Below are 25,085 nucleotides of genomic sequence, written 5' to 3'. Positions count from 1 at the left end.
GCTGCGGGTCGGGACGCGGGCAGCCGACGGCGGACGGCTACCGGTAGACCGATCGGTCTACCTACCCTGGAGGTACAGTGAAGTAGACAGATCTGTTTACTGCAAGCGCGCTGGTGAGCGAGTACGCCGGCGCATCGGCCGAAGGGAGCCGGGAGGCAGTGGAGACCAGGCCGGACATCGGGCGGGAGGCCGGGGACACCGAGCCGGAAGGGCTGACACCCGGCGCGCGGAAGATCCTGGACGCGGCGGGCGCCCTCTTCTACGAGCGCGGCATCACGGCCGTCGGAGTCGATCTGATCGCCAAGGAGGCGGGGACCACCAAGAAGACGCTCTACGACAGGTTCGGCGGCAAGGACGCGCTGATCGCCGCGTATCTGCGCGAGCGCGACCGCCGCTGGCGCTCCTGGCTGACCTCATGGGTGGACACACGAGCCCCCGGGACCGGCACCGGAGCCGGGCCCGGCGAGCGGCTGCTGGCCACCTTCGACGCGCTCGCGGAGTGGACCCGGCAGCACAACCCGCGCGGCTGCGGCTTCGTCAACGCCGCGGCCGAACTCCCCGACCCCGCGCACCCGGGGCGCCGCGTGATCGACGAGCAGAAGCTCTGGCTGCGCGGCTACCTGTACGAACTCGCGGTCGCGGCCGGTGCGGACGAGCCCGACAGGCTGGCCGACGAGCTGGCGCTGCTGCACGAGGGCGCCGTGGTGCTGCGCGGGCTGGCAGTCGTCGACGACCCGGTCGCCAGGGCGCGCGCGCTGGCCGCGCAGTCCCTGGAGCGGGCGCTCAGCCGTCCGCGCTACGGCGTGCCACCAACTGCAGACACTCCGCCCGGTGACCGCTCAGCGTAGGCGCCGTACCCACTCGTTCCTCGGCGACCCTGAACCCGTGGTCGCGCAGCAGCGCCCGGAGCCGGTCCGCGGGAAGGTGCCGGAAGAGGCCGCCGTCGTCGGTGGTGAACGTGCCGTACGCGCTCCCCGGCACGGACGCGTGATACCGCTCGTATCGGGCCACATTGCGCGCGTCGCGCTGCAGGGGTACCTCGCTGACGTACAGGGCGCCGCCCGGCCGCACCACCCTGGCCAGCTCGGCCAGGGTCGCGCCCTGAGCGGCGTCGTCCGGCACACAGGTCAGGACGGCGAACAGGAGCGCGGCGTCGAAAGCGCCGTCCCGTTCGGGCAGCGGCAGCTCGGGCTGGTGGTACAGCGCCAGCCGCGGGTTCTCCCGCCGCCCGCGCTCGATCATGGCGCGCGCGGGATCGACGCCGACGACGTGCGCGTACCCCAGCTCGCCGAGCCGCGCCGTCAGCCGCCCGTAGCCGCAGCCGTAGTCCAGGACGCGCGCGGTGGGCGGAATGTGGGCGGCCAGCAGGCCGGGGTCGAGGGAGTGCGTGAACGTCTTCGTCGCGCCGTCGGCCTCCCAGAAGCCGTGCACATCAGGACGGACTCCAGCCATGCCGGGACACTACCCCTCCCGGGCCCCGAGGTGCATCGGCGCGGCACCGGGCGCAGCCTGTAAGTATGAGCGCGCTTGTCGTCGTCCACCCTCCCGCCCCCGACGGCGGCCGCCGCGTCACCGCGCGCGGCGAGCCGCTGGGGACCGCCTACGGCATGACCGACCTGATCGAGTACCTTGCCCGAGCGGGCCTGGACATCGCCACCGTCGATCTCTACGACGACGCGGTCTTCGAATGGCAGGGCGGCAACCACCTTGTCTGGGGCCGCCAGGCGGAATAGGCGCCCCGGGGAGAAGCGGAATGACCACCGCTTCCGGGGGAAGCAGAGCACCCGGACGACACGGGGAGAGCCGGACAGCGGGGAGAGACAGGACATGGGCGGGGATCGGGACGGGGACGGTGCCGGGCGGCGCGCCGACGGCGGCGCCGACTTCCCCTGGCTGTGGCTGGCACCGGGGCTGCTGATTCTGGTGGGGCTCCTGGTGTGGGGGGTCGTGGTCTACCCCGACCTTCCGGCGAAGGTGCCGCAGCACATCGGCAGCGACGGCGTCGACAGATACGGGGACAAGTCCGTGGGCACCGTCTTCCTGCCCGTCTTCGTCCACGCGGGAACGCTGGCGCTGCTGGCCGGAACCGCCTACGCCACGCTGCGCATGACACCGACCAGTGAACTCGGCGCCGAGCAGCGGACATCGAGCCTCGTCAACCGACCCAGGGACCGGGCGAGCGCCCGGCGCATCGCCCGGCTGTTGCTCATCCTCGGGTTCTGCCTGGGGCTGACGATGACCGTCACCTGCACCGTGATGTGGAGCACCACGCCGCCGAAGCAGGGCGAAGAGCTGACCGGGAAGCTGGTCCTGGCACTGCTGCCCGTCGCCCTCGGCACGCTCGCCCTGCTGGTGACGGCCCTGAGAGACCGGGTGGGAGGCGCCGGACGCAAGCGTCCTACCAGCGGCTGACCCGGCTCGGTCTCCGCCCGCGCCGGTACGCCCTGCAGATCGCGGCTGATGGAGATCGGCTCCTTCGCCTCCGGCTCGGAGCTGACCATGGGCGGCGAGCCCTGCAGCGGGACCCCGGCCGGACGCGGCTCACCGGGAGCGTGCCTTGAAGGCGGCCTTGCGGGCCTCCTTGGCCACTCGCTTGTCCGGGTGCACCCGCCCCATCGTCTCCAGCACATCGCCGGTGGCCGGGTGCTCCACCCGCCATGCCTTCTCGAAGAACCCGGCGTGCTGGTCGACCAGGTCCCGCACCAGCTCGCGCAGTTCGTCCGGTTCGCCCGCGGTCGCGACCTGCGCGGCGATGGTGTCGATGGTCAGCCAGAAGACCATCTCCTCGTCCGGCTGCGGCACCTGCGCGGCGCCGCGCTCGGCGAGCCAGACCCGGGCCAGCCCACCCAACTGCCGGTCGTCCAGCACCTCGCGCAGCGCGGGCTCGGCCTCCGGCCCGGCGAGTGAGAGCGCCTGCTGGCAGGCCAGCCGCCGCACGGGTGCCGCCTCGTCCACGCCCCGCGCCGCCGCCAGCAGTTCGCGCGCTGCGCCCAGGGTGCCGCCGTTCCCACCGCCCCCGTCGGTGCCGTCGGTGCCTTCAACCGCAGCGGTGCCGTCGGCCGCGGCGGCGCGGGCGGCGAACCACATCTCGATCTCGCTGCGCGCGATCTCCTCGGAGTAGACGGGGAGGGCCGCCAGCAGCTTGTCGGCACCGGCGCCGGCGAGGTCCCCGACTGCGGGCACCTCAAGACCGGCCTCCCGCATCCGCTCGCGTACGCCGTAGAGCCCGAGCGGGGTGAGCCGCACCATGCCGTACCGGGAGACGTCCTCGTCGTCGAGGTCGGCGCTCAAGTCGTCGGCGCCGTGCACCTCTTCGCCGTCGGCGGCCTCCTGGGTGAGGGCCTCGTCCACCGGCTGGTAGGCGACCAGTCCGGTCGGCTCCAGCATGCGGAACTGTTCGTCCAGCCGCATCATCGTGGTCGAGACTTCCTCCAGCACCTCGTCGGTGGGCTCGTCCATCCCCTCGGGCACCGTCATCGAGGCGGCAAGCACGGGCAGCGGCACCATCGAGCCGGCGGCGACCGCGGGGTCGGTGGCGGTGAGCAGGTAGAGATTGCCCAGGGCGCTGTCGAGTGCTTCGGTCTCCTCCTCGGGATTCCAGTCGATGGCGTCGAGGTCGATGGCGTCCGGGTCGATCTCGCCGTCCTCGCCGACCGCGCCCTCGATGCCGCCCAGCAGCTCCTCGAAGCTGGGAGTCGCGGCGTCCGCGAGCACGGTCTCCAGGCCGGTGCGCCACAGTTCGAGGATCTCGTCGGGGGCGGGTGCGGCGGCCCCGGGGTCGCCGGTCAGACCGCCGAGTTCGGCGTCCGGCGTGGCCACGCCCACCGGTTCGTCACTGCCGGGCCCGGTCTCCCCGGCGGCTCCCGCGTCGCCTCCGGCCGCGTGTCCGCCGTGGCCCGGGTCGCCCGCGTCGTCTGCTGTTGTCTCCTCGTCCTCGTCGATCGCCAACAGCCCGGTGTCCACCGCGAAGTTCCAGGCGTCGGCGGCCAGGGCCGGTGCCTCCTCATCGCCGCTCAGGCCCAGGTGCGCGGCCGCCTCCTTGAGCTGCTGGGAGAGGAGTTCGCCGCCGGCGCCCACCGGGATGCCCGCGCCCGCGGGGCTGCCCGCGCGCGCCCAGCGGGTGAGCTCCACAGCGCGCGCCAGGAGCGGTGCGGCCAGTGCGTCCCGCGCCAGTTCGGCATCGGAGGGCAGCCTTACGGGCGGCAGGGTGGGACGGTCGTCACCGGTCATGTGCGGGTTCATCTCCTACGGGTCCTACGGGTTGCCGGACGGTGCGAGGACCCAGCGTAGACGGGTTCTGTCCCCAGGTGCCCGAATCGTGCACCGGGCACGTAACAAGGCGGCGGCGCACCCGCGCCCCAGGCTGTCACGACCTTGACAACTCCTGTTCGCCCGCCATGCTTTACGCGCGTAGAGAATGCCCCGCGTACAGCCGTCCGTGCTCCCCACGCATCCCGGAGGCCCTCCGTGCCGTCCCACCTCCCGTTCCGCCCGCTCTCCCGCCGGACCACCCGGACCGCGGCCCTCACCGTCGCCGTCTGTTCCACGCTCCTCGTCCTGCCCGCCCCCGCCGGAGCCACGGCGCCCGCCGCCGGTGCGGACTCCGCTTTCCCGCCCCGCATCCACGACATCCAGGGCAGAACCCGGCTCTCGCCGTTCGCCGGGAAGAACGTCACCGGCGTGACCGGAATCGTCACCGGCGTACGGGACTTCGGCGGGTCGAGAGGCTTCTGGCTGCAGGACCCGCGCCCCGACCACGACCGCGCCACCAGCGAGGGGATCTTCGTCTACACCGGGGGCAAGAGCCCCGGGGTCGCCGCCGGGGACGCGCTGCGCGTGAGCGGGAAGGTCCAGGAGTACTACCCGGGCGGCAAGGAGGCGGGCAACCAGTCGGTCACCGAGCTGACCGGCGCGTCCTGGGAGCGGACGGGCGGCGTCGCGGACGCCGAGCTGCCGCGCCCCGTCCGGCTGACGGCGCGCTCCGTCCCCGAGTCCTACGCGCCCGACGCGGACGGGGGCAGCATCGAGGAGCGCAGGCTGCGTCCGAACCGGTACGCGCTCGACCGCTACGAGTCGCTGGAGGGCATGCGGGTCTCCGTACGCGACGTCCGCGTCACCGGTCCCACCTCGCGCTACCACGACCTGTGGGTGACCACCGACCCCCGGCAGAACCCCACCCCGCGCGGCGGCACCCTCTACGGCTCCTACGAGGGCCAGAACGGCGCCCGGATGAAGGTCTCCTCGCTCCTCCCGCTGGCCGAACACCCCTTCCCGAAGGCCGATGTGGGCGACGAGCTGCGCGGCACCACCGAAGGCCCGCTGGACTACGAGCAGTACGGCGGCTACACACTGCGTGCCACCACGCTCGGCGACCACCGCGACAACCACCTCGAGCGTGAGCGCACCCGCGCACAGCGCCGGAACGAGCTGGCGGTGGCCACGTACAACGTCGAGAACCTCTCCCCCAAGTCCGAGCCCGCCAAGTTCGAGCGGCTGGCCGACGGGCTGGTCACCAACCTCTCCTCACCCGACATCGTCACCGTCGAGGAGGTCCAGGACGACACCGGGCCGACGGACGACGGCACGGTCGGCGCCGGGAAGACGCTCGAGATGCTCACCGACGCCATCCGGAAGGCGGGCGGACCCTCCTACGAGTGGCGCCAGATCGACCCGGCCGACAAGGCCGATGGCGGCCAGCCCGGCGGCAACATCCGCGTGGCCTTCCTCTACAACCCCGAGCGGGTCTCCTTCACCGACCGCCCCGGCGGCGACACCACGACCCCGGTGAAGGTCGTGGCCAAGGGCGGCAAGCCAGCGCTGTCCGCATCACCGGGCCGGATCGCGCCGCAGGACCCCGCGTGGAAGGCCAGCCGCAAGCCGCTGGCCGGCGAGTTCCGCTTCCGGGGCCGCACGGTGTTCGTGATCGCCAACCACTTCAGCTCCAAAGGCGGCGGCGACCTCGACGGCGACCAGCCCATGGAGGGCCGCTTCCAGCCGCCCGCCCGGCACTCGGAGCCGCAGCGGATCGAACAGGCCGACGTGGTCAACCGTTTCGTCCGGAACATCCGCGCCATCGACCGGAACGCCGTCGTCGTCGCGGGCGGCGACTTCAACGACTTCCCCTTCTCCCCCGCGCTCAAGACGCTGCGCTCCGGCCACACGCTGACCAGCCCCATGAACCGGCTGCCGGCCGACGAGCGCTACGGCTATGTCTTCAACGGCAACTCCCAGACCCTGGACCACCTGCTGACCAGCCCGGGCGCCGGCCGCCCCGAATACGACATCGTCCACATCAACGCGGAGTTCGCGGACCAGACGAGCGACCACGACCCCTCGGTGGTCCGCATCCGCTGATCGCCTCTCAGCGGGGCGCCCCCGGCTGACCGTACTGCGGCATACCGTACGCAGGCGGCAGCCCCTGAGGTGCCGGGCCACCCATTGCGGGGCCCGGCGCGGGCGGCGCCCCCACAAGATCCCGAACCAGCAGCGTCGCCCCCGCGACAGCGCCCGGCATCAAGGGGACAGCGAGCAGCGGCACCAGGAAGGCCAGGACCAGGGGCGCCCCGAAGCCGAGCGCCAGCGCCTTGCGCCGGCGCAGCATCGCAAGCCGCTCCCGCACGGGTACGCCCCGGCGCTGCAGTCCGACCGAGGCGAGCTCCAGGGTGAGGAAGAAGCCGGAGACACAGATGCCGACCACTGGTACGACCGTCTGCCCGATGAACGGCACAAAGCCGAGAAAGAACAGCGGGATCGTGAACAGCAGCGTCCGGAGGAGGACGTAGAGGCTGTCGCGCAGCGAGGTCCACAGCCCGCGCAGCAGTGACTCCTCGACCATGCCCTCGGGCAGCTCGCCCTCGCTCTCCTCCACCTGCTCCGAGAGCTTCTCGTAGAAGGGATCGCCGATCAGCAGCGCGACGGCGGCGAAGGTGACCACCGCCAGCATCAGCACGCCGAGCCACAGCATGACGGCGAAGACCCCCCGGGTCAGCGCCCGTCCGGTGGTGCCCCAGTCGTCGGCGAAGGGCGTGGCCCAGGTGGCGATGTCGTCGGCCCAGAAGCCGAGCGCCGTGAGGGCCGCCGCATAGAGGACAAGAGTGATCAGCGCGGGCAACAGCCCGAATCCGAACCACCGCCCGTGGGTGAGCACCCACTGCTGTCCCCGCCCCAAGTACCGCAGTCCGGCCCCAAGATCGCGCATGCCCGCAAGCCTATGGCCTACGGGCATGCGCGCGGGACTGCCGTCGGGGCTGCCGCCCGATCGGTTGCCCAGTTGTGACCGATCCCAGCAGGGATGCTCAGTTGTGGCTGTGCAGCGCCTCGTTCAGACCGCCCCAGGAACCGCTGCGCTGCAGGGCCTCGACGGCGCCGGTCACCGAGTTGCGGCGGAAGAGCAGGTTGGTGGCGCCGGACAGCTCCAGCGCCTTGACGATCTTGCCGTCCGGGAGCGTGACGCGGGTGCCGGCCGTGACGTAGAGACCGGCCTCCACCACGGAGTCGTCGCCGAGCGAGATGCCGATGCCCGCCTCGGCGCCGATCAGGCAGCGCTCGCCGATGGAGATGATCTGCTTGCCGCCGCCGGAGAGGGTGCCCATGATCGAGGCGCCGCCGCCGAGGTCGGTGCCGTCGCCGAGGACGACGCCCGCGCTGATCCGGCCCTCGACCATCGAGGTGCCCAGGGTTCCGGCGTTGAAGTTGCAGAACCCCTCGTGCATGACCGTGGTGCCCTCGGCCAGGTGGGCGCCGAGCCGTACGCGGTCGGCGTCACCGATGCGCACGCCCTTGGGCACCACGTAGTCGGTCATCCGCGGGAACTTGTCGACGCTGGTCACGGTCAGGTGCGCGCCCGAGGCGCGAGCGGCGAGCCGGACCTCTTCGACCTTGTCCACCGGCACGGGGCCGAGGTTGGTCCAGGCGACATTGGCCAGGTGGGCGAACTGCCCTTCGAGGCTGAGGCCGTGCGGCTTGACCAGCCGGTGGCTGAGCAGGTGCAGCCGCAGATAGACGTCGTGGGCGTCCAGCGGCTTGTCGTCCAGGGAGGAGATGACCGTACGGACGGCCACGACCTCGACCCCGCGGCGGGGGTCCGCACCGAGGGCCTGCGGCGCGCTCTCGCCGAGCAGCTCAGCGGCGCGCTCCGCGCTCAGCCGCTCGCTTCCGGCGGGGCCGGGCTCGGCGACGAGCTCCGGCTGCGGAAACCAGGTGTCCAGGACAGTACCGTCGGCGGCGACGGTGGCGAGGCCGGCGGCGACGGCGCCGGTGGTGCTGGGAGAGGTGGGTGCTTCGGTCATACCTGGAACGCTATCCGGCCCGGGTAGGGAATGACGAACCGGTCCACAGGTCGGGCAGCGGCCGTCACGGTTCGTCACGGCCGGTGGGCGGTGCCGGTTCGCCGAGCACCCGGGCGAGCGCCGAGCGCACCTCGGTCCGGTCGAAGGGCCGGTCGGTGAGCAGGAACTGCAGCAGCAGCCCGTCGATCAGCGCCGCCAGCGCCCGCGCGGTGGCGAGGTCGGCGGTGTGGCGGCCGACCACCTCGACCCAGTCGTCGATCCAGGCCGCCGCGACCGGCTGGAGGGCGGGGCGGCGCAGTGCGGCCAGATACAGCTCGTACTCCAGCCGGATGCGCCCGTGCGCGCCGGAGGTGTATTCCTCCAGGATCCGGGTCAGCGCGTCCAGCAGCGGCTCGTCGCCCGACAGCTCGGCATCCCATGTCTCGAGCCCGGACTGCGGCCCGCAGGTGACCTGCCGCAGCGCCGCGACGAGCAGGTCGTCCAGGCTCGCGAAGTGGTACGTCGTGGAGCCGAGCGGCACATCGGCCTCGGCCGCGACCGAGCGGTGGCTCAGCGCCGAGATGCCCTTCAGCTCCACTGTCCGGATCGCCGCGTCGATGATGCGCTGCCGCCGCTCGGGGTCGTAGCGCCGGCCCATCAGTGTGCTCCTCCCAGGTTGAGGACGACCACGCCGCAGATGACCAGCAGCAGGCCGAGGATCTTCATGGCGGTGACCGCCTCTCCGATGAACACCATGCCGATCAGCGCGATGGCCGCGGTTCCGGCGCCGGACCAGATGGCATAGGCGGTCCCCACGGACATGCTCTTGAGAGTCTGCGCGAGCAGCACGAACGCCACCAGATAGCCGGCCGCCGTGACCAGCGAGGGCACCAGCCTGCTGAAGCCGTCGCTGTACTTCATCGCGGTCGTCCCCAGCACCTCGGCGAGGATCGCGCCCGCCAGCGTCATATAGACCATGCGTACGAGCGTACACAGCGATACGTACGGTCGTACACACATTTTTTCGTACCGCTCTCCCGCTGTGAACAGTTGCGGTACCGAAAGTGCCGCTGAAATCGATCACGGTCGGCCAGCACAGGGGATGCGCCTGCCGCTGGGGTTCACGGAAAGGTCGCCGGGCCGCCGACGGCGCCGTGGGAGGTCGTGGAGTACCCGGTCAGGGCCTGCGTCCCTTCCGTGAACCAGACGCGCCCGAGGACGGTGACGAGGAGGAGTAGCCCGGGTCAGTCCGGACCGGTGCCCACTCAAGCTATGAGTAGGCGGAGGCCGAGGTCTGCCGTATCGAGGTCGGCAAGGTCGCTGTTGCGCTCAGCCCACCGGCCGGAGTCGAGGTCGTCGCGGAGGCTTCGCACCGCCCGCTGCTCAGCCTCCGGCCCGACCCTCGTCCACACCGACACCGCACGGCGCACGTGATCCTCCAGATACGCCCCTGGTCTGCGCCAGTACGCCTCGAACAGGCCGTCAGCGCAGTCCCACGGGATGGGCACCGGCTCAGCGCGGGCGCCGATCGCTTCGGCCATCCCAGCAAGGGAGGGAAATTCCGCGAGGACGGCGGCGAACTCGGGCAGGTAGTCGCGGGTAAGCCAGAACCGGTCCTGCCATCCGGGCTCGTCGGTGTCGAAGGTGAGCACCACTACTCGGCGGGCCACGCGCCGCATCTCACGCAGCCCCGCTATCGGGTCCCCCCAGTGGTGAACAGTGGAGACGGCCATCGCGACGTCGAAGGATTGGCCCTCGAACGGCAGGCTCTCCGCGGCGGCGGCCACGCACGGCGCCGAGCCGGCAGGCCGCTGACGCCGCATGACCTCCGACGGCTCTACCGCGGTCACCTCGCGATCAGTCGGCTCGTAGGAGCCGGTGCCGGCCCCGACATTCAATACTTTCCGCGCGTCCCCGAGCGCGTCCAAGATCTGCGCTGCGATCCGCGGCTCGGTACGCCGCGTCGCCGTGTAAGCGCCGCCGATCACGTCGTACAGCCGTGCACCGAGCACCCCCAGTTGCTCCTCCGGTGTCACCGTCAGTCCCCTCGCCCGTGCCTCGAGTTCCCTGTCAATGGCCGCCACCATGGCGTCAGCACGATCACGCCGCTCCAGCAGCAGGCCACGCAGTCGACGCAGGTGCGCGACCGCGTCGGTGGCCGAGTCTCCGACCAGTTCCGCAACCTCCCGCAACCCGAAGCCCAGCCGCCGGTAGGCCAGCACTTCCCTCAGCCGCTCGACGTCTCCCGCCGAGTAGGCCCGGTACCCACCGGCGGTCCGCGCCGACGGACGCACGAGCCCGATCTCGTCATAGTGATGTAGCGTGCGGACGCTCACGTCGGCCAGCCCGGCCACGCGCCCCACAGTCCAGTGATCTTCCACGGCACCGACTATGCAGCCTGACGTCACGTGAGGGTCAAGAGCCGCACTCATGACCCGCAAGAGCCGACGCGGAGCCGTAGCCGCCGCACACCGCGTTACCGTCGGAAACGGTCCCTTGTGCGAGCAATATCAAACGCGGCGGCCCGGCGGACGCGGAGCGCCGTTCCGGTTCGCAGAACTCGTTCTCACCCGAAGTCGGATTGGGGGCACTTCTGCGAATCGTTTGTGACGGCATCCAGGGCATGACGGCCCCTCGAGAAGGGCCTTCCCGGGCGAAGCGGACGACGTCGAGCGGCGCCCCTGCCCGCGCTGCCGGGCCGAACCCGGCTCAACGTGCCGCTCGCGCTCCGGCGCGGTCGCCAACACCTACCCACAGGAGGCGTACCCCGAAGCCGTCGCCCAAGCGCACGCCGACTTCGCCGGTCTCCCAAGACGCTGACGACATCCCCGCCCCGCCGAGTTCGTATCCGGCGGCCGGACGACCCGCACACCCCGACGCCCGCCGGGCCATGATCAACCTCAGCGGCTCTCTCTGTACCGCAACTACTCACACCCGTCTCCCGGGGTCATGCGACCGGGTACGGAAACGGCCGCGCACCCGGTGGGTGCGCGGCCGTTTCGGCGTACGTACGGAAGTGCCGGGGCGCTCAGACGTTGAAGCCCAGGGCCCGCAGCTGCTCGCGGCCGTCGTCGGTGATCTTGTCCGGGCCCCACGGGGGCATCCAGACCCAGTTGATCTTCAGCTCGTTGACGATGCCCTCGGTGGCCGAGCGCGCCTGGTCCTCGATGACGTCGGTCAGCGGGCAGGCCGCCGAGGTGAGCGTCATATCGATGGTGGCGATGTTCGAGTCATCGATGTGGATGCCGTAGACCAGGCCGAGGTTGACGACATCGATGCCCAGCTCGGGGTCGACGACGTCCATCATCGCCTCGCGGACCTCGTCCTCACTCGCGGGCTTGGTGGTCATCTCGGTCATGCGGTCTTCTCCTTGGCCGAGTCGGCTTCGGTCCCCAGCGCCTGCGCCGTCGCGTCCTTCCACGCCATCCAGCTCAAGAGCGCGCACTTCACACGCGCCGGGTACTTCGAGACCCCGGCGAACGCCACGGCGTCCTCCAGCAGGTCTTCCATCTTGTCGTCCGGCTCCAGCTGGCCCTTGGACTGCATCAGCTCCAGGAAGCTCTCCTGAATTCTGCGGGCCTCGGCCAGATCCTTGCCGACCAGCAGCTCGTTCAGCACCGAGGCGCTGGCCTGGCTGATGGAACAGCCCTGGCCCTCGTACGACACGTCCTCGATGGTGTCGCCGTCGTACCGCACCCGCAAGGTGATCTCGTCACCGCACGTCGGGTTGACGTGATGCACTTCGGCGTCACCGTCGCGCAGCCCACGCCCATGCGGATTCTTGTAGTGGTCCAGGATGACTTCCTGGTACATCGAGTCCAGCTTCACCGACAGCCCCTAAGCGAAGAAATTCCGTACGTGCTCCAGGCCGTCCGCCAGGGCGTCCACCTCGGCGGGCGTGGAGTACAGATAGAACGACGCTCGTGTCGTCGCAGGAATTCCGTACCGCAGGCAGACGGGGCGGGCGCAGTGGTGGCCGACGCGCACCGCGATGCCCTGCTCGTCCAGGACCTGGCCCACGTCGTGCGGGTGGATGTCACCCAGCGTGAACGAGATCGTCGCGCCGCGGTCCTCGGCCGTGGCCGGGCCGATGATCCGCAGGTCCGGGATCTGATTGAGCTTGCGCACCGCGTACTCGGTCAGCGCGTGCTCGTGCTGCTGGATACGGTCCATGCCGATCGCCGAGAGGTAGTCCACGGCGGCGCCCAGCCCGACGGCCTGGGCCACCGGAGGAGTGCCCGCCTCGAACTTGTGCGGTGCCGGAGCGTACGTCGACGAGTGCATCGTGACGGTCTCGATCATCTCCCCGCCGCCGAGGAACGGCGGCAGGTCGTTGAGCAGCTCCTGGCGCCCCCACAGCACGCCGATGCCGGTGGGCCCGCACATCTTGTGCCCGGTGAAGGCCACGAAGTCGGCCTGCAGCGCCTGCACGTCCAGCACCATGTGCGGGGCCGCCTGCGAGGCGTCCACCACGACCAGGGCGCCCACTTCCTGGGCCCGCCGCACGATGTCCTCGACGGGGTTGAAGGTGCCCATGATGTTGGAGACGAGCGTGAGCGCGACCACCTTGGTGCGCTCGGTGATCAGCTCCTCGATCCCGGCCAGGTCCAGCCGGCCCTCGTCGGTGAGCCCGAACCACTTCAGCTTCGCGCCGGTGCGCTGCGACAGCAGCTGCCACGGAACGATGTTGGAGTGGTGCTCCATCTCCGTGATGACGATCTCGGTGTCCCGCTCGACGCGGTAGGGCTCGTCCGCCCAGCCGAGCATGTTCGCCACCAGGTTGAGGGACTCCGAGGCGTTCTTCGTGAAGATCACCTCGTCGCGGCTGGGCGCGTTGATGAACGCGGCGACCTTGTCGCGCGCGCCCTCGTACAGCGCCGTGGCCTCCTCGGCCAGCACATGCACGCCCCGGTGGACGTTGGCGTTGTGCTTCTCGTAGTAGTCGGCCAGCGCGTCGAGCACCTGGGTCGGCTTCTGCGAGGTGGCGGCGTTGTCCAGGTAGACGAGCTTCTGCCCGTCGTGCACCAGGCGGTCCAGGATCGGAAAGTCCTTACGGATCGCCTCGGTGTCCAGAAGACCCGGGAGCTGTGTCACGCAGTGGCACCACCCTTCACGTACTCCTCGTAGCCCTCTTCCTCCAGCTTGTCGGCCAGCTCGGGGCCGCCGGACTCGGCGATCCGCCCCTTGGCGAAGACGTGCACGTGGTCCGGCTTGATGTAGCGGAGGATGCGGGTGTAGTGCGTGATCAGCAGGGTGCCGACCTCGCCGGTCTCGCGGACGCGGTTGACGCCCTCGGAGACGACACGCAGCGCGTCCACGTCGAGCCCGGAGTCGGTCTCGTCCAGGATCGCGATCTTCGGCCGCAGCAGTTCCAGCTGCAGGATCTCGTGGCGCTTCTTCTCACCGCCGGAGAAGCCCTCGTTGACGTTCCGCTCGGCGAACGCCGGGTCGATCGAGAGGCGCTCCATGGCCTCCTTGACCTCCTTGACCCAGGTACGCAGCTTGGGGGCCTCGCCGCGGATGGCGGTCGCCGAGGTGCGCAGGAAGTTGGAGACCGACACACCGGGGACCTCGACCGGGTACTGCATGGCGAGGAAGACACCGGCGCGGGCGCGCTCGTCGACGGACATCTCCAGGACGTCCTCGCCGTCGAGCTTCACCGAGCCGCTGGTGACGGTGTACTTCGGGTGCCCCGCCAGCGAGTAGGCCAGCGTGGACTTGCCGGAGCCGTTCGGGCCCATGATCGCGTGCGTTTCGCCCTGCTTCACGGTCAGGTCGACGCCGCGCAGGATCTCGTTCGGGCCGCCTTCGGTTTCGACGGAGACGTGCAGGTCGTTGATCTCAAGCGTTGCCATGGGGACTTCAGGACTCCTGTGTGACGGAGACGAGCACATCGTCCCCTTCGATCTTTACGGGGTACACGGGGACGGGGCGGGTGGCGGGCAGTCCGGAGGGCTTACCGGTCCGCAGGTCGAAGCGCGAGCCGTGCAGCCAGCACTCGATGGTGCAGTCCTCCACCTCGCCCTCGGAGAGCGACACGTTGGCGTGCGAGCAGATGTCGTTGATGGCGAACACCTCGCCCTCGGTCTTGACGAGGGAGACCGGGACGCCGCCCAGCTCCACCCGCAGCGGGGTGTCCTCCTCCAGCTCGCTCAGCGAAGCCGCTTTGACAAAGGCTTCCTCGCTCATGAGACCGATGCCTCCAGCTCCGCCTCGATCCTGGCGATGAGGCGCTCCTCCACGTCCGGCAGGCCGACCTGCTGGACGAGCTCGGCGAAGAAGCCGCGCACCACCAGACGGCGCGCCTCACGCTCGGGGATGCCGCGCGCCATCAGGTAGAACAGCTGCTCGTCCTCGAAGCGGCCGGTGGCCGAGGCGTGCCCGGCGCCGACGATCTCGCCGGTCTCGATCTCCAGGTTGGGCACCGAGTCGACACGCGAGCCGTCGGTGAGCACCAGGTTGCGGTTGAGCTCGTAGGTGTCGGTGCCGGTGGCCTCGGCCCGGATGAGCACATCACCGATCCACACCGCGTGCGCGTCGTCGCCCTGAAGTGCGCCCTTGTAGGCGACATTGCTGCGGCAGTTGGGGGTGTCGTGGTCGACCAGCAGCCGGTGCTCCTGGTGCTGCCCCGCGTCGGTGAAGTACAGCCCGTACAGCTCTGCCTCGGCGCCGGGGCCCGCGTAGCTGACCCGGGGGTTGAGCCGCACCAGATCGCCGCCGAAGGTGACAACGACCGATTTGAACGTCGCGTCCCGGCCCACCAGCGCGTTGTGCTGCGAGCAGTGCACGGCCGTGTCGTCCCAGTCCTGGACGGAGACCACGGTGACCTTGGCGCCGTCGCCGACCACGAACTCCACGTTGGCCGAGCGCACCGCGTCACCCGTGTGGTCGATGACGATGACGACCTCGGCGAAGGCGCCGATGTCGAAGACGGTGTGCCCGTAGGTGACACCGCCCTCGCCGTGCAGGCTGACCCGCACCGGCTCGGTCAGCACCGCGTCCTTGGGCACCGAGACGACACTGGCCTTCTCGAACGAGGAGAACGCCTGGGCCGCCACCCGGTCCACCGGCTTGCCGGCGCGGCCGATGCGCGCGTCGTCGCGGGACACCTTCTCGACGGTGACACCGTCGGGCGCCGACACCTCGGTCTTGACCGTGCCGGTCGCCTGCGCCGTGCCGTCGTGCAGGCCCTTGAGCCGGTCCAGAGGAGTGAACCGCCACTCCTCCTCGCGGCCGTGCGGCACCGGGAAGTCCGCCACGTCGAAGGACGGCGGAGCGCTCATCCTCGTGGCGGTGGTGGACTCTGCGGCCACCGCGATGGCTCCGGTCGTGTTGGACCCGACCGGTGGGGGTCCCCCCTGGACCGGAGCTTGCCGCAGGTCCTTGGGGGAGTTCTGGGCCTCAGCCATGGCTGTCGTGTTGCTCGCTTTCTGGGATCAAGAACGGTGCTGCCTCAAGCGGGGGACGGAGCGGAGGGCGTCAGCCGACCGCACCCTCCATCTGCAGCTCGATCAGCCGGTTGAGTTCCAGCGCGTACTCCATGGGCAGCTCCTTGGCGATCGGCTCGACGAAGCCGCGCACGATCATCGCCATGGCCTCGTCCTCGGACAGCCCGCGGCTCATCAGGTAGAAGAGCTGGTCGTCGCTGACCTTGGAGACCGTCGCCTCGTGGCCCATCGTCACGTCGTCCTCGCGGACGTCGACGTAAGGGTAGGTGTCGGAGCGCGAGATGGTGTCGACCAGCAGCGCGTCGCACAGCACGTTGGACTTGGAGCCCTCGGCGCCCTCGCCGATCTCGATCAGACCGCGGTAGGAGGTGCGGCCACCGCTGCGGGCCACCGACTTGGAGACGATGTTCGAGGAGGTGCGGGGGGCCATGTGGACCATCTTGGCGCCCGCGTCCTGGTGCTGGCCCTCGCCCGCGAAGGCGACGGACAGCGTCTCGCCCTTGGCGTGCTCACCCATGAGGTAGACCGCCGGGTACTTCATCGTCACCTTGGAGCCGAGGTTGCCGTCCACCCACTCCATGGTCGCGCCCTCGTAGGCCACGGCGCGCTTGGTGACCAGGTTGTAGACGTTGTTCGACCAGTTCTGGATCGTCGTGTAGCGGCAGCGGCCGCCCTTCTTGACGATGATCTCGACGACGGCCGAGTGCAGCGAGTCCGAGTTGTAGATCGGCGCCGTGCAGCCCTCGACGTAGTGCACATAGGCGTCCTCGTCGACGATGATCAGCGTCCGCTCGAACTGACCCATGTTCTCGGTGTTGATCCGGAAGTACGCCTGCAGCGGGATGTCGACGTGCACGCCCGGCGGCACGTAGATGAAGGAGCCGCCCGACCACACCGCGGTGTTCAGCGCGGCGAACTTGTTGTCACCGGCCGGAATGACCGTGCCGAAGTGCTCCTGGAACAGCTCGGGGTGCTCGCGCAGCGCGGTGTCCGTGTCCAGGAAGAGGACGCCCTGCTTCTCCAGGTCCTCACGGATCTGGTGGTAGACGACCTCCGACTCGTACTGCGCGGCGACACCGGCGACCAGGCGCTGCTTCTCCGCCTCCGGGATGCCGAGCTTGTCGTAGGTGTTCTTGATGTCCTCGGGCAGGTCCTCCCAGCTCTGGGCCTGCTTCTCGGTGGACCGGACGAAGTACTTGATGTTGTCGAAGTCGATGCCCGACAGATCCGAGCCCCAGTTCGGCATCGGCTTCTTCTCGAAGAGCTTGTGGCCCTTGAGCCGCAGCTTGAGCATCCAGTCGGGCTCGTTCTTCTTCCCCGAGATGTCGCGGACGACATCCTCGGACAGGCCACGCTTGGCGGCTGCGCCCGCGGCATCGGGGTCGGCCCAGCCGTACTCGTACTTGCCCAGCCCCTCAAGCTCGGGGTGAGCAGTCTCCGTAGGAGCGGTCATGCGGGGTTCCTCCCGGCCTCGTTCGCGTTGGTGGCGTTGCTGGCGTTGCTGTTCTTGGGTGGTGTTACCGGCGTCCTGGCCGCCGGGGGCTTCGCCGCGGCGGACTTGGGGTGCGCGTGCGTCCTGGGGATGAACGTCGTGCACACTCCGTCGCCGTGCGCGATGGTCGCCAGGCGCTGGACGTGCGTGCCGAGCAGCCGGGAGAAGACCTCGGTCTCCGCCTCGCACAGTTGCGGGAACTGCTCGGCGGTGTGGGCCACCGGGCAGTGGTGCTGGCAGAGCTGCTCGCCGGCTTGGGCGGGCGCGGCACGCGCGGTGGCAGCGTACCCGTCCTCGGACAGCGCACGCGCCAGCGCTTGCGCCCGTTCCTCCGGGGGGACGCTCGCCAGCGCCTCGTGGTACTTCTCCGCCTGTGCCTCGACGCGCGCACGAGCGAAGGCCGCGACGGCGGCCTCCCCGACCTCACCACCACCGGCGGTGCGGGCGATCCACCGCAGGGCTTCGGCGGCCAGCTGGTCGTACGCCTGGTCGAAGGCGTCCCGGCCGCAGTCCGTCAGAGCGAAGACCTTGGCGGGGCGTCCCCTGCCGCGCGACCCGTAGACCCGCTTGGCGCGGGCCTCGACGACGCCCTCGGCGACGAGCGCGTCCAGATGACGGCGTACGGCGGCCTGGGTGAGCTCCAGGCGCAGCGCCAGCTCGGCCGCGGTGGACGGACCGTGGTCGAGAATGGAGCGCGCGACCTTGTTCCTCGTGCCGTGCTGTTCATCCTGTGTTGTGGAGGGGCCCGACGCGGCGGCCCCGGTGGCCTGTGCGGCCATCGGTCGGTCCTCCCGAGCCTGCTCCCTCTTTTTCACAACGTCATTGTTGCTTAATTCGGCTGACCTCAGCAAGCGGTGGCTGTGACCAGCCGCAATGGGGTGCATCACGTAAGGCATGCCTAACCAGGAGAGGTCGCCCCAGGCCCGTACAGCCCGCCAGAAGAGTGGCGCGGCACCCTCCTTAGACTGCCCTGCATGCGAAGTTCAGCGGCTGTGGAAGTCGCCGGGCTGGTGAAGCGGTACGGCAGCAGGACCGCCGTCGACGGGCTGGACCTGACCGTCGAGCGGGGCACCGTCACCGCGTTCCTCGGCCCCAATGGAGCAGGCAAGACCACCACCATCGAGACCTGCGAGGGCTACCGGCGCCCCGATGCGGGCACCGTACGGGTCCTCGGCCTCGACCCGGTGATCCAGGGCGACGAGCTGCGGCCCCGGATCGGGGTGATGCTCCAGAGCGGCGGGATCTACCCCACGGCCAGAGCGGAGGAGACGCTCCGCCATATGGCGGCCCTGCACGCGCATCCGCTGGATGTGACCGCGCTGATCGAACGCCTGGGCCTGGGCGGCTGCGGCCGCACCCCCTACCGCCGGCTCTCCGGTGGCCAGCAGCAGCGCCTGGCACTCGCGCTGGCCCTGGTCGGCCGCCCCGAGCTGGTCTTCCTCGACGAGCCCACCGCGGGACTCGACCCGCAGGCCCGCCACGCCACCTGGGACCTGGTCCGCGAGCTGCGCGCCGACGGCGTGACGGTGCTGCTGACCACCCACTACATGGACGAAGCCGAGGAGCTGTCCGAGGACGTCGCCATCGTCGACGGCGGCAAGGTCATCGCCCAGGGCGCGCCCGAGGTGCTGTGCAAGGGCGGCGCCGAGAACACGCTGCGCTTCACCGGGCGCCCGGGACTGGACCTGACCTCCCTGCTCAAGGCGCTGCCCGCGGAGACCGTCGCGGTCGAGCTCAGCCCCGGCAGCTACCGCCTCACCGGCACCGTCGACCCGCAGCTGCTGGCCACCGTGACCTCCTGGTGCGCCCAGAACGGCGTCCTGCCGGACCGCATCTCGGTGGAGCGGCGGACGCTGGAGGACGTCTTCTTGGAGCTGACGGGGAAGGAGCTGCGGTCGTGAGGCGGGACACCAAGACCGGCCGGGGGCCCGGGGGTCGCCCCCCGGAGGACAGCAGCTTGGAGCTGACGGGGAAGGAGCTGCGGTCGTGAGGGGGCGCACTTTGCGGAAGGAGCTGCGGTCGTGAGTGGTACCGAGGCGGCCGGGACCTATACGCCGAAGCCGGGTGCGGCACCGCTGCCGCGCATGGTGCGGGCACAGGCGTGGCTGGAGACCCGTACGCAGCTGCGGAACGGCGAGCAGCTGTTGCTCACCGTCATCATTCCCACACTGCTGCTGGTGCTCTTCAGCGCCGTGGACATCGTGGACACCGGCAAGGGCTCGCGGGTCGACTTCCTGGCGCCCGGCATTCTGGCGCTGGCGATGCTCTCGACCGCCTTCACCGGGCAGGCCATCGCCACCGGCTTCGAGCGCCGCTACGGCGTCCTGAAACGGCTCGGCGCCTCACCGCTGCCCCGGTGGGCACTGATGACGGCGAAGACCTGCTCCGTCCTGGTCATCGAGGCCCTGCAGGTGCTGCTGCTGACCGTGGTGGCGCTCGCGCTGGGCTGGTCGCCGCACGGCAATCCGGCGACGGTGCTGCTTCTGCTGCTGCTCGGCACGGCCGCGTTCTCCGGGCTGGGCCTGCTGATGGCCGGCACGCTCAAGGCGGAGGCGACACTGGCTGGGGCCAATCTGGTCTTCATCCTGCTGCTGGTCGGCGGCGGCGTCATCGTCCCGCTGGACAAGTTCCCCCATGCCGCGCAGAGCGTGCTGCAGCTGCTGCCGATCTCCGCGCTCTCCGACGGCCTGCGCGAGGTGCTGCGGCACGGCGCCGGGATGCCGTGGGGCGATCTGGGGGTGCTGGCGGTGTGGGCGCTGCTGGGGCTGGGCGCGGCGGCGCGCTTCTTCAAATGGGAGTGAGGCCCCTTCTCGGTGGCCCCTCGTGAATGCGCGCACAAGCGGCGTCCTACCATGGCTCCGTGCCGAAACTGCTCGAACTCGTACGTAACCCCATCGCGTACATCGCCGCGCGCTGGACGCCCTCGCCCCGCACCGTCGAGCGGGCGGCTCTCCTCTCGCTGCTGATGAGCATCGTCATCGTGGTCACCGGCGGTGCCGTGCGGCTGACCGGCTCCGGGCTGGGCTGCGACACCTGGCCCAAGTGCAGCGCCGACAGCCTCACCGCCACCTCGGCGATGGGATTCCACGGTGCCATCGAGTTCGGCAACCGCATGATGACCTGGGTCGTCTCGGCCGCGGTCGGCTGGACGATCATCGTCGTACGGGCGGCGAAGCCGGCGCGCAGGGGGCTGAGCAGGCTCGCCTGGTCGCAGTTCTGGGTGGTGATGAGCAACGGCGTCGTGGGCGGCATCACCGTTTGGGTGAAGCTGAACCCGTTCGTCGTCGCCGGGCACTTCCTGGCCGCGACGGCGCTGCTGACGGTCACCACTCTCACCTGGCTGCGCGCACGGGAGGGTGACGACCCGCCCCGTCCGCTGGTGGGCAAGCCCGTCAAGAAGCTCAGCTGGGTGCTGACCTTCTTCGCCGCCTGCCTCATCGTGGCGGGCACCGTGGTGACCGGCGCCGGACCGCACGCCGGTGACAGCAGCAAGGTCGACCGGATGCCGGTCTCCGTGCAGCTGGCGACACAGACGCACGCCGCCTTCGCCTGGATCGTGGTGGCCCTGGCTGTGGTGCTCTACGCGGGCCTGCGCGTGATGGACGCGCCCATGGGCCCCCGGCGCACCGCGCGCAATCTGATCCTGGTGCTGCTCGGCCAGGGCGTGCTCGGCTATGTGCAGTACGTCACCGATCTGCCCGAACTGCTGGTCGGCCTGCATCTGCTGGGCTCGACGCTGGTGTGGATCGGCGTCCTGCGGGTGCTGCTCTCCACCCGGGAGCGCGGCCTTGCGGCTGTGGCCGAGGAGACCGGTCCGGCCCCCGAGTCCGCCGCCGCCCCTCTCGCCGGTTTGGCTACCCGCGGGTAGCATCTGCCGTATGGCAGCAGACAGCAACAAGCGGGCGGCGCGGCTCGCCCAGCGGATCGGCGCGTTCACACAGCGCCACGGCGGGAGCGCCGAGGCGCAGATCGCCTACGTGGGTCAGGTCGGTTTCCGTATCTCCCTGGTCGGCGCGGACGGCACCTGGGGCGACCAGATGGCGCCTTCGAAGGAGACCGCCGAGGAGGCGGTGCGGGCCTGCCCGGACGTCACGCTCAAGGAGAGCTTCGACGGAGAGATGGCTGAGCACATGCGGACCGGGCCGTACGAGTGGTCCCGTATGGCCGGCACGCAGCTGGGCGGCCCGGCGAACCGGTAGCCGCTCTCACCCCCACCGCGACGCCGGTGGGGGTGCGCCGCTGCCCCCGGCGGGAAGAGGCGGCCCCCACCAGCAAAGAGCGAACCCCTTCCGGCATCGGGAGGGGTCGACTCATGTGTGGTCCAAGCGCAGCGTTCAGCGCAGGAAGGGGTCGATGGCCACCGCTGCGAAGACCAGGGAGACGTAGGTGATCGACCAGTGGAAGAGCCGCATCTCCTTGAGCTTGGCGCCCGTGAGGCCGGCGCGGGCGCGAGCCCGCAGGGCGTGCGCCTCCCACAGCCACAGTCCGCCCGAGAGCGTCGCGACCAGCGGGTAGAACCAGCCGACGTACCCCAGCGGCCACAGCAGCAGGGAGACGAGGACCATCACCCAGCTGTAGATCACGATCTGGTTGGCGACCACGACGTTGCCGGCGACGGCCGGGAGCATGGGAACGCCGACCCGCTTGTAGTCCTCGGTCACCTTCATGGACAGCGGCCAGTAGTGCGGCGGCGTCCAGAAGAACATCACCAGAAAGAGGATGACGGCCGCCCAGCTCACCTCGTTGGTCACCGCCGACCAGCCGATGAAGACGGGCAGGCAGCCGGCGATGCCGCCCCACACGATGTTCTGCGAGGTGCGCCGCTTCAGGAGCATCGTGTAGACGACGACGTAGAAGAGGACAGCACCCAACGACAGCGCCGCCGACAGCCAGTTGACCAGCAGTCCGAACATCAGAGTGGAGACCACCGCGAGGCTGATCCCGAACACCAGGCACTCGGCCGGGCTGACCATTCCGGTCACGACGGGGCGCCGCTCGGTGCGGTGCATCAGCGCGTCGATGTCGCGGTCGATGTACATGTTCAGCGCGTTGGCGCCGCCCGCGGACAGGTAGCCGCCGAGACAGGTGATCACCACGAGCCAGAGGTCGGGGACGCCCTGAGCCGCCAGGAACATGACCGGGACGGTGGTCATCAGGAGCAGCTCGATGATCCGCGGCTTGGTCAGCTCGATGAACGCCTTCACGCGGGCACCGAGCGGCCGGTGACCGCTGGGCTCCAGCGTCCCCGCAGGACGGGATTCGACGGCCGTCACGGACACCTCTGATCGCCTCATAAGGAACCAGCGAACCCGCACGGGCGCACGGAAGGAAAAGGGTGCAGGCCCGGGTCAAGCTCGCGCGTACCACGCCACTTTAGACGTTGGCGATACCTCGCCAGTCACGGGGGGTCTCCGTGTTGGCTCCGGCGGCGCGGGCCGGGCCCGTGGCCGGCCCGCGAGGCGTCGTGGGCAGGTACACGGGGAATCGGGCCGTGTTCGACGGGCGAATCGGGGGAACAGACGTCAGCCTGGGAGTGGTACTCCGGCGCCACCCGGCAGAAATCGATGGGAATTGCAACCATATCTTTCGTGTTTCTGTGGCCGGTGGCCGCGACGCGGGGGGCGACCAGCGAGTGACGACGCCCGACGACCACAGAGTGAACTGTCGAAAAGCCGCACGTCCCGGCAGAGGTACGCTCGACACCGCCCGGTGAGCGCACACACACCGGCCATCGAACATGTGGAGAGGAGCCCTGACGCAGGGTGAGCACCAAGCCGACCACCACAGACCTTGAGTGGACCGACCTGGACCAGCAGGCCGTGGACACGGTTCGAGTCCTGGCCATGGATTCCGTGCAGAAGGTCGGTAACGGCCATCCCGGTACGGCCATGAGCCTGGCGCCCGTCGCGTACCTGCTCTACCAGAAGCTGATGCGCCACGACCCGACCGACCCGGACTGGACGGGCCGCGACCGCTTCGTCCTCTCCGCAGGGCACTCGAGCCTGACCCAGTACATCCAGCTCTTCCTGGCCGGGTACGGCCTGGAGCTGGACGACCTGAAGGCGTTCCGTACCTGGGGCAGCCGCACCCCCGGCCACCCGGAGCACGGGCACACGGCGGGCGTCGAGACGACGACCGGACCGCTGGGCCAGGGTGTCGCCAACGCCGTCGGGATGGCGATGGCCGCGCGCTACGAGCGTGGGCTGTTCGACCCCGAAGCGCCCGAGGGCGAGTCCCCGTTCGACCACACCGTCTGGGTCATCGCCAGCGACGGCGACCTGGAGGAGGGCATCTCGGCGGAGGCGTCCTCGCTCGCGGGCCACCAGAAGCTCGGCAACCTGATCGTGCTGTGGGACGACAACCACATCTCCATCGAGGGCGACACGGCCACCGCGTTCTCCGAGGACACCCTCAAGCGGTACGAGGCATACGGCTGGCACGTCCAGCGCGTCGCTCAGCAGGAGGACGGCGACCTCGACCCCAAGGCGCTGTACCAGGCGCTCAAGGCGGCGCAGGCCGAGACCGAGCGCCCCTCTTTCATCGCGATGAGCTCCATCATCGCCTGGCCGGCCCCGAACGCGCAGAACACCGAGGCGGCGCACGGCTCGGCGCTCGGCGAGGAAGAGGTCGCGGCCACCAAGCGGGTGCTGGGCTTCGACCCGGACAAGCACTTCCACATCTCCGACGAGGTCCTCGCGCACGTCCGCAAGGCCAGCGACCGGGGCCGCGCGATACAGGCCGAGTGGGAGAAGCGGATGGCCGTCTGGCGCTCCGCCAACCCGGAGCGCGCCGCCGAGTTCGACCGCATCAGGGAAGGCCGGCTGCCCGACGGCTGGGAGAAGGCGCTGCCCGTCTTCCCCGCGGGCGAGTCGGTGGCCACCCGTAAGGCGTCCGGCAGCGTGCTCAAGGCGCTGGGCCCGGTCATCCCCGAGCTGTGGGGCGGCTCCGCCGACCTCGCCGGCTCCAACAACACCACGTTCGCCAAGTCCTCGTTCCTGCCGGAGGACAACCCGCTGCCGGGTGCCGACCGCTACGGGCGTACGGTGCACTGGGGCATCCGCGAGCACGCGATGGGTTCGACGATGAACGGCATCGCGCTGCACGGCAACACGCGGGTCTACGGCGGAACGTTCCTGGTCTTCTCCGACTACATGCGCCCGGCCGTCCGGCTCGCCGCGCTGATGAAGGCGCCGGTCACCTACGTGTGGACGCACGACTCCATCGGCCTGGGCGAGGACGGTCCGACGCACCAGCCGGTCGAGCACCTGACCGCGCTGCGTACCATCCCCGGCCTCAACGTCGTCCGCCCCGCGGATGCCAACGAGACCTCGGAGGCATGGGCGGAGATCATGCGCCGGCACAGCAGCAAGCCGGCGCCGCACGGCCTCGCGCTGACCCGGCAGGGTGTGCCGGCCTACGAGGCCAACCCGGCCGCGGCCAAGGGCGGTTACGTACTGTTCGAGGCCGAGGGCGGGCACCCGCAGGTGATCCTGATCGGCACCGGCTCCGAGGTGCAGCTCGCCGTCGAGGCGCGCGAGCGGCTCCAGGAGCAGGGCGTGCCGACCCGGGTCGTCTCGATGCCGTGCCTGGAGTGGTTCGAGGAGCAGGAGCAGTCCTACCGCGACAGCGTGCTGCCGCCGGACATCAAGGCGCGCGTCGCCGTCGAGGCCGGCGTGGGTCTGACCTGGCACCGGTACGTGGGCGAGGCAGGCCGGATCGTGTCGCTGGAGCACTTCGGTGCCTCGGCCGACGGCAAGGTCCTCTTCCGGGAGTTCGGTCTCACCGCCGAGGCCGTGCACCTGGCTGCCAAGGAGTCGCTGCAGGCGGCTTCCCGCTGACAGCCCGAGGGCGCCGGGCGGCACCGCTGACGCCGCCCGG

The 25,085-nt window shown here is 70.3% G+C and carries 25 protein-coding genes and 1 pseudogene; 10 read left to right on the top strand and 16 right to left on the bottom strand.

From position 1 onward, the window contains the following. Positions 1–158 precede the first annotated feature (158 nt). Complete coding sequence (locus JW592_RS23090) at positions 159–848, top strand: TetR/AcrR family transcriptional regulator (protein WP_307805511.1); 690 nt, start codon at positions 159–161, stop codon at positions 846–848. Here the strand turns inward: JW592_RS23090 and JW592_RS23085 are convergent. Beyond that, a complete protein-coding gene (locus JW592_RS23085; protein ID WP_209267117.1) occupies positions 784–1,452 on the bottom strand; it encodes a class I SAM-dependent methyltransferase in 669 nt (222 codons plus the stop codon). The genes JW592_RS23090 and JW592_RS23085 overlap by 65 nt on opposite strands. A 65-nt stretch (positions 1,453–1,517) precedes the next feature. Between JW592_RS23085 and JW592_RS23080 the strand changes: the two genes are divergently transcribed. Together JW592_RS23080 and JW592_RS23075 are read left to right on the top strand one after the other, a co-directional pair. Then, complete coding sequence (locus tag JW592_RS23080) at positions 1,518–1,733, top strand: hypothetical protein (protein WP_209267116.1); 216 nt, start codon at positions 1,518–1,520, stop codon at positions 1,731–1,733. A 94-nt stretch (positions 1,734–1,827) separates the two neighbouring features. Then, positions 1,828–2,412: a DUF1648 domain-containing protein gene (locus JW592_RS23075; protein ID WP_209267115.1), complete on the top strand. Its 585-nt coding sequence runs from the start codon at positions 1,828–1,830 to the stop codon at positions 2,410–2,412. A gap of 129 nt (positions 2,413–2,541) precedes the next feature. On the opposite strand, the gene JW592_RS23070 is transcribed toward JW592_RS23075, so the two are convergent. After that, complete coding sequence (locus JW592_RS23070) at positions 2,542–4,230, bottom strand: hypothetical protein (protein ID WP_209267114.1); 1,689 nt, start codon at positions 4,228–4,230, stop codon at positions 2,542–2,544. A gap of 237 nt (positions 4,231–4,467) precedes the next feature. On the opposite strand from JW592_RS23070, the gene JW592_RS23065 reads away from it, so the two are divergent. Beyond that, positions 4,468–6,354, top strand: coding sequence for a DUF8508 domain-containing protein (locus JW592_RS23065; protein ID WP_209267113.1), 1,887 nt, complete (start codon positions 4,468–4,470; stop codon positions 6,352–6,354). A gap of 7 nt (positions 6,355–6,361) precedes the next feature. On the opposite strand, the gene JW592_RS23060 is transcribed toward JW592_RS23065, so the two are convergent. The 5 genes from JW592_RS23060 to JW592_RS23040 form a co-directional block, all read right to left on the bottom strand. After that, complete coding sequence (locus JW592_RS23060; RefSeq protein ID WP_209267112.1) at positions 6,362–7,198, bottom strand: EI24 domain-containing protein; 837 nt, start codon at positions 7,196–7,198, stop codon at positions 6,362–6,364. A 97-nt stretch (positions 7,199–7,295) separates the two neighbouring features. Continuing rightward, the gene (dapD, locus tag JW592_RS23055; RefSeq protein ID WP_209267111.1) at positions 7,296–8,288 is read right to left on the bottom strand and encodes a 2,3,4,5-tetrahydropyridine-2,6-dicarboxylate N-succinyltransferase; all 993 of its coding nucleotides are present in this window, start codon (positions 8,286–8,288) and stop codon (positions 7,296–7,298) included. Between the two features lie 64 nt (positions 8,289–8,352). Further along, positions 8,353–8,925 carry a TetR/AcrR family transcriptional regulator gene (locus JW592_RS23050; protein ID WP_209267110.1) on the bottom strand — a complete coding sequence of 191 codons (573 nt, stop codon included), beginning with the start codon at positions 8,923–8,925 and terminating at the stop codon, positions 8,353–8,355. Then, positions 8,925–9,245 carry a DMT family transporter gene (locus tag JW592_RS23045; RefSeq protein WP_209267109.1) on the bottom strand — a complete coding sequence of 107 codons (321 nt, stop codon included), beginning with the start codon at positions 9,243–9,245 and terminating at the stop codon, positions 8,925–8,927. The genes JW592_RS23050 and JW592_RS23045 overlap by 1 nt, the downstream gene beginning before the upstream one ends. A gap of 287 nt (positions 9,246–9,532) precedes the next feature. Continuing rightward, the gene (locus tag JW592_RS23040; protein WP_209267108.1) at positions 9,533–10,630 is read right to left on the bottom strand and encodes a MerR family transcriptional regulator; all 1,098 of its coding nucleotides are present in this window, start codon (positions 10,628–10,630) and stop codon (positions 9,533–9,535) included. Positions 10,631–10,982: 352 nt separating this feature from the next. Between JW592_RS23040 and JW592_RS33695 the strand changes: the two are divergent. Further along, a pseudogene (locus JW592_RS33695) lies at positions 10,983–11,087 on the top strand (hypothetical protein); the annotation flags it as partial. Positions 11,088–11,295: 208 nt separating this feature from the next. On the opposite strand, the gene JW592_RS23035 reads toward JW592_RS33695, so the two are convergent. From JW592_RS23035 to JW592_RS23000, 8 genes are all read right to left on the bottom strand, one after another. After that, positions 11,296–11,625, bottom strand: coding sequence for a metal-sulfur cluster assembly factor (locus JW592_RS23035; protein ID WP_209237910.1), 330 nt, complete (start codon positions 11,623–11,625; stop codon positions 11,296–11,298). Then, positions 11,622–12,095 (bottom strand): Fe-S cluster assembly sulfur transfer protein SufU, encoded by a 474-nt coding sequence (gene sufU, locus JW592_RS23030; RefSeq protein WP_209267107.1) that lies wholly within the window; start codon positions 12,093–12,095, stop codon positions 11,622–11,624. The genes JW592_RS23035 and sufU overlap by 4 nt, the downstream gene beginning before the upstream one ends. Before the next feature lie 9 nt (positions 12,096–12,104). Next, on the bottom strand, positions 12,105–13,361 hold the full coding sequence (locus JW592_RS23025) for a cysteine desulfurase (RefSeq protein WP_209267106.1): 1,257 nt from the start codon (positions 13,359–13,361) through the stop codon (positions 12,105–12,107). Continuing rightward, entirely contained in the window at positions 13,358–14,122 is a 765-nt protein-coding gene (gene sufC, locus JW592_RS23020) for a Fe-S cluster assembly ATPase SufC (protein WP_209237907.1), read from the bottom strand. The genes JW592_RS23025 and sufC overlap by 4 nt, the downstream gene beginning before the upstream one ends. 7 nt (positions 14,123–14,129) lie before the next feature. Further along, positions 14,130–14,456, bottom strand: a complete 327-nt coding sequence (locus JW592_RS23015; RefSeq protein WP_209267105.1) for a non-heme iron oxygenase ferredoxin subunit — start codon at positions 14,454–14,456, stop codon at positions 14,130–14,132. Continuing rightward, entirely contained in the window at positions 14,453–15,676 is a 1,224-nt protein-coding gene (sufD, locus tag JW592_RS23010; protein ID WP_209267104.1) for a Fe-S cluster assembly protein SufD, read from the bottom strand. Before sufD ends, JW592_RS23015 begins: the two co-directional genes overlap by 4 nt. A gap of 70 nt (positions 15,677–15,746) precedes the next feature. After that, positions 15,747–17,168 carry a Fe-S cluster assembly protein SufB gene (gene sufB, locus JW592_RS23005; RefSeq protein ID WP_209267103.1) on the bottom strand — a complete coding sequence of 474 codons (1,422 nt, stop codon included), beginning with the start codon at positions 17,166–17,168 and terminating at the stop codon, positions 15,747–15,749. Continuing rightward, complete coding sequence (locus JW592_RS23000; protein WP_209267102.1) at positions 17,165–17,986, bottom strand: helix-turn-helix transcriptional regulator; 822 nt, start codon at positions 17,984–17,986, stop codon at positions 17,165–17,167. The genes sufB and JW592_RS23000 overlap by 4 nt, the downstream gene beginning before the upstream one ends. Positions 17,987–18,181: 195 nt before the next feature. Here JW592_RS23000 and JW592_RS22995 point away from each other — a divergent pair, with 195 nt between their 5' ends. The 4 genes from JW592_RS22995 (at position 18,182) to JW592_RS22980 (ending at position 21,406) form a co-directional block, all read left to right on the top strand. Further along, positions 18,182–19,108: an ABC transporter ATP-binding protein gene (locus JW592_RS22995; RefSeq protein ID WP_209267101.1), complete on the top strand. Its 927-nt coding sequence runs from the start codon at positions 18,182–18,184 to the stop codon at positions 19,106–19,108. Between the two features lie 183 nt (positions 19,109–19,291). After that, a complete protein-coding gene (locus JW592_RS22990; RefSeq protein WP_229376666.1) occupies positions 19,292–20,008 on the top strand; it encodes an ABC transporter permease in 717 nt (238 codons plus the stop codon). Between the two features lie 59 nt (positions 20,009–20,067). Then, a complete protein-coding gene (locus JW592_RS22985) occupies positions 20,068–21,075 on the top strand; it encodes a COX15/CtaA family protein (RefSeq protein ID WP_372446559.1) in 1,008 nt (335 codons plus the stop codon). Between the two features lie 10 nt (positions 21,076–21,085). Continuing rightward, positions 21,086–21,406, top strand: coding sequence for a hypothetical protein (locus JW592_RS22980; protein WP_209267098.1), 321 nt, complete (start codon positions 21,086–21,088; stop codon positions 21,404–21,406). 135 nt (positions 21,407–21,541) lie between these two features. Here the strand turns inward: JW592_RS22980 and JW592_RS22975 are convergent, their stop codons facing one another. Next, entirely contained in the window at positions 21,542–22,501 is a 960-nt protein-coding gene (locus JW592_RS22975) for a heme o synthase (protein ID WP_229376644.1), read from the bottom strand. A 468-nt stretch (positions 22,502–22,969) separates the two neighbouring features. Between JW592_RS22975 and tkt the strand changes: the two genes are divergently transcribed. After that, the gene (tkt, locus tag JW592_RS22970) at positions 22,970–25,045 is read left to right on the top strand and encodes a transketolase (protein ID WP_209267096.1); all 2,076 of its coding nucleotides are present in this window, start codon (positions 22,970–22,972) and stop codon (positions 25,043–25,045) included. Positions 25,046–25,085: the final 40 nt, after the last annotated feature.

The sequence above is a fragment of the Streptomyces spirodelae genome, from assembly GCF_017676385.1.
Lineage (GTDB): Bacteria > Actinomycetota > Actinomycetes > Streptomycetales > Streptomycetaceae > Streptomyces > Streptomyces spirodelae.
Note: the sequence above shows the minus strand (reverse complement) of the source record. Positions and strands in the feature narration are given on the sequence as shown.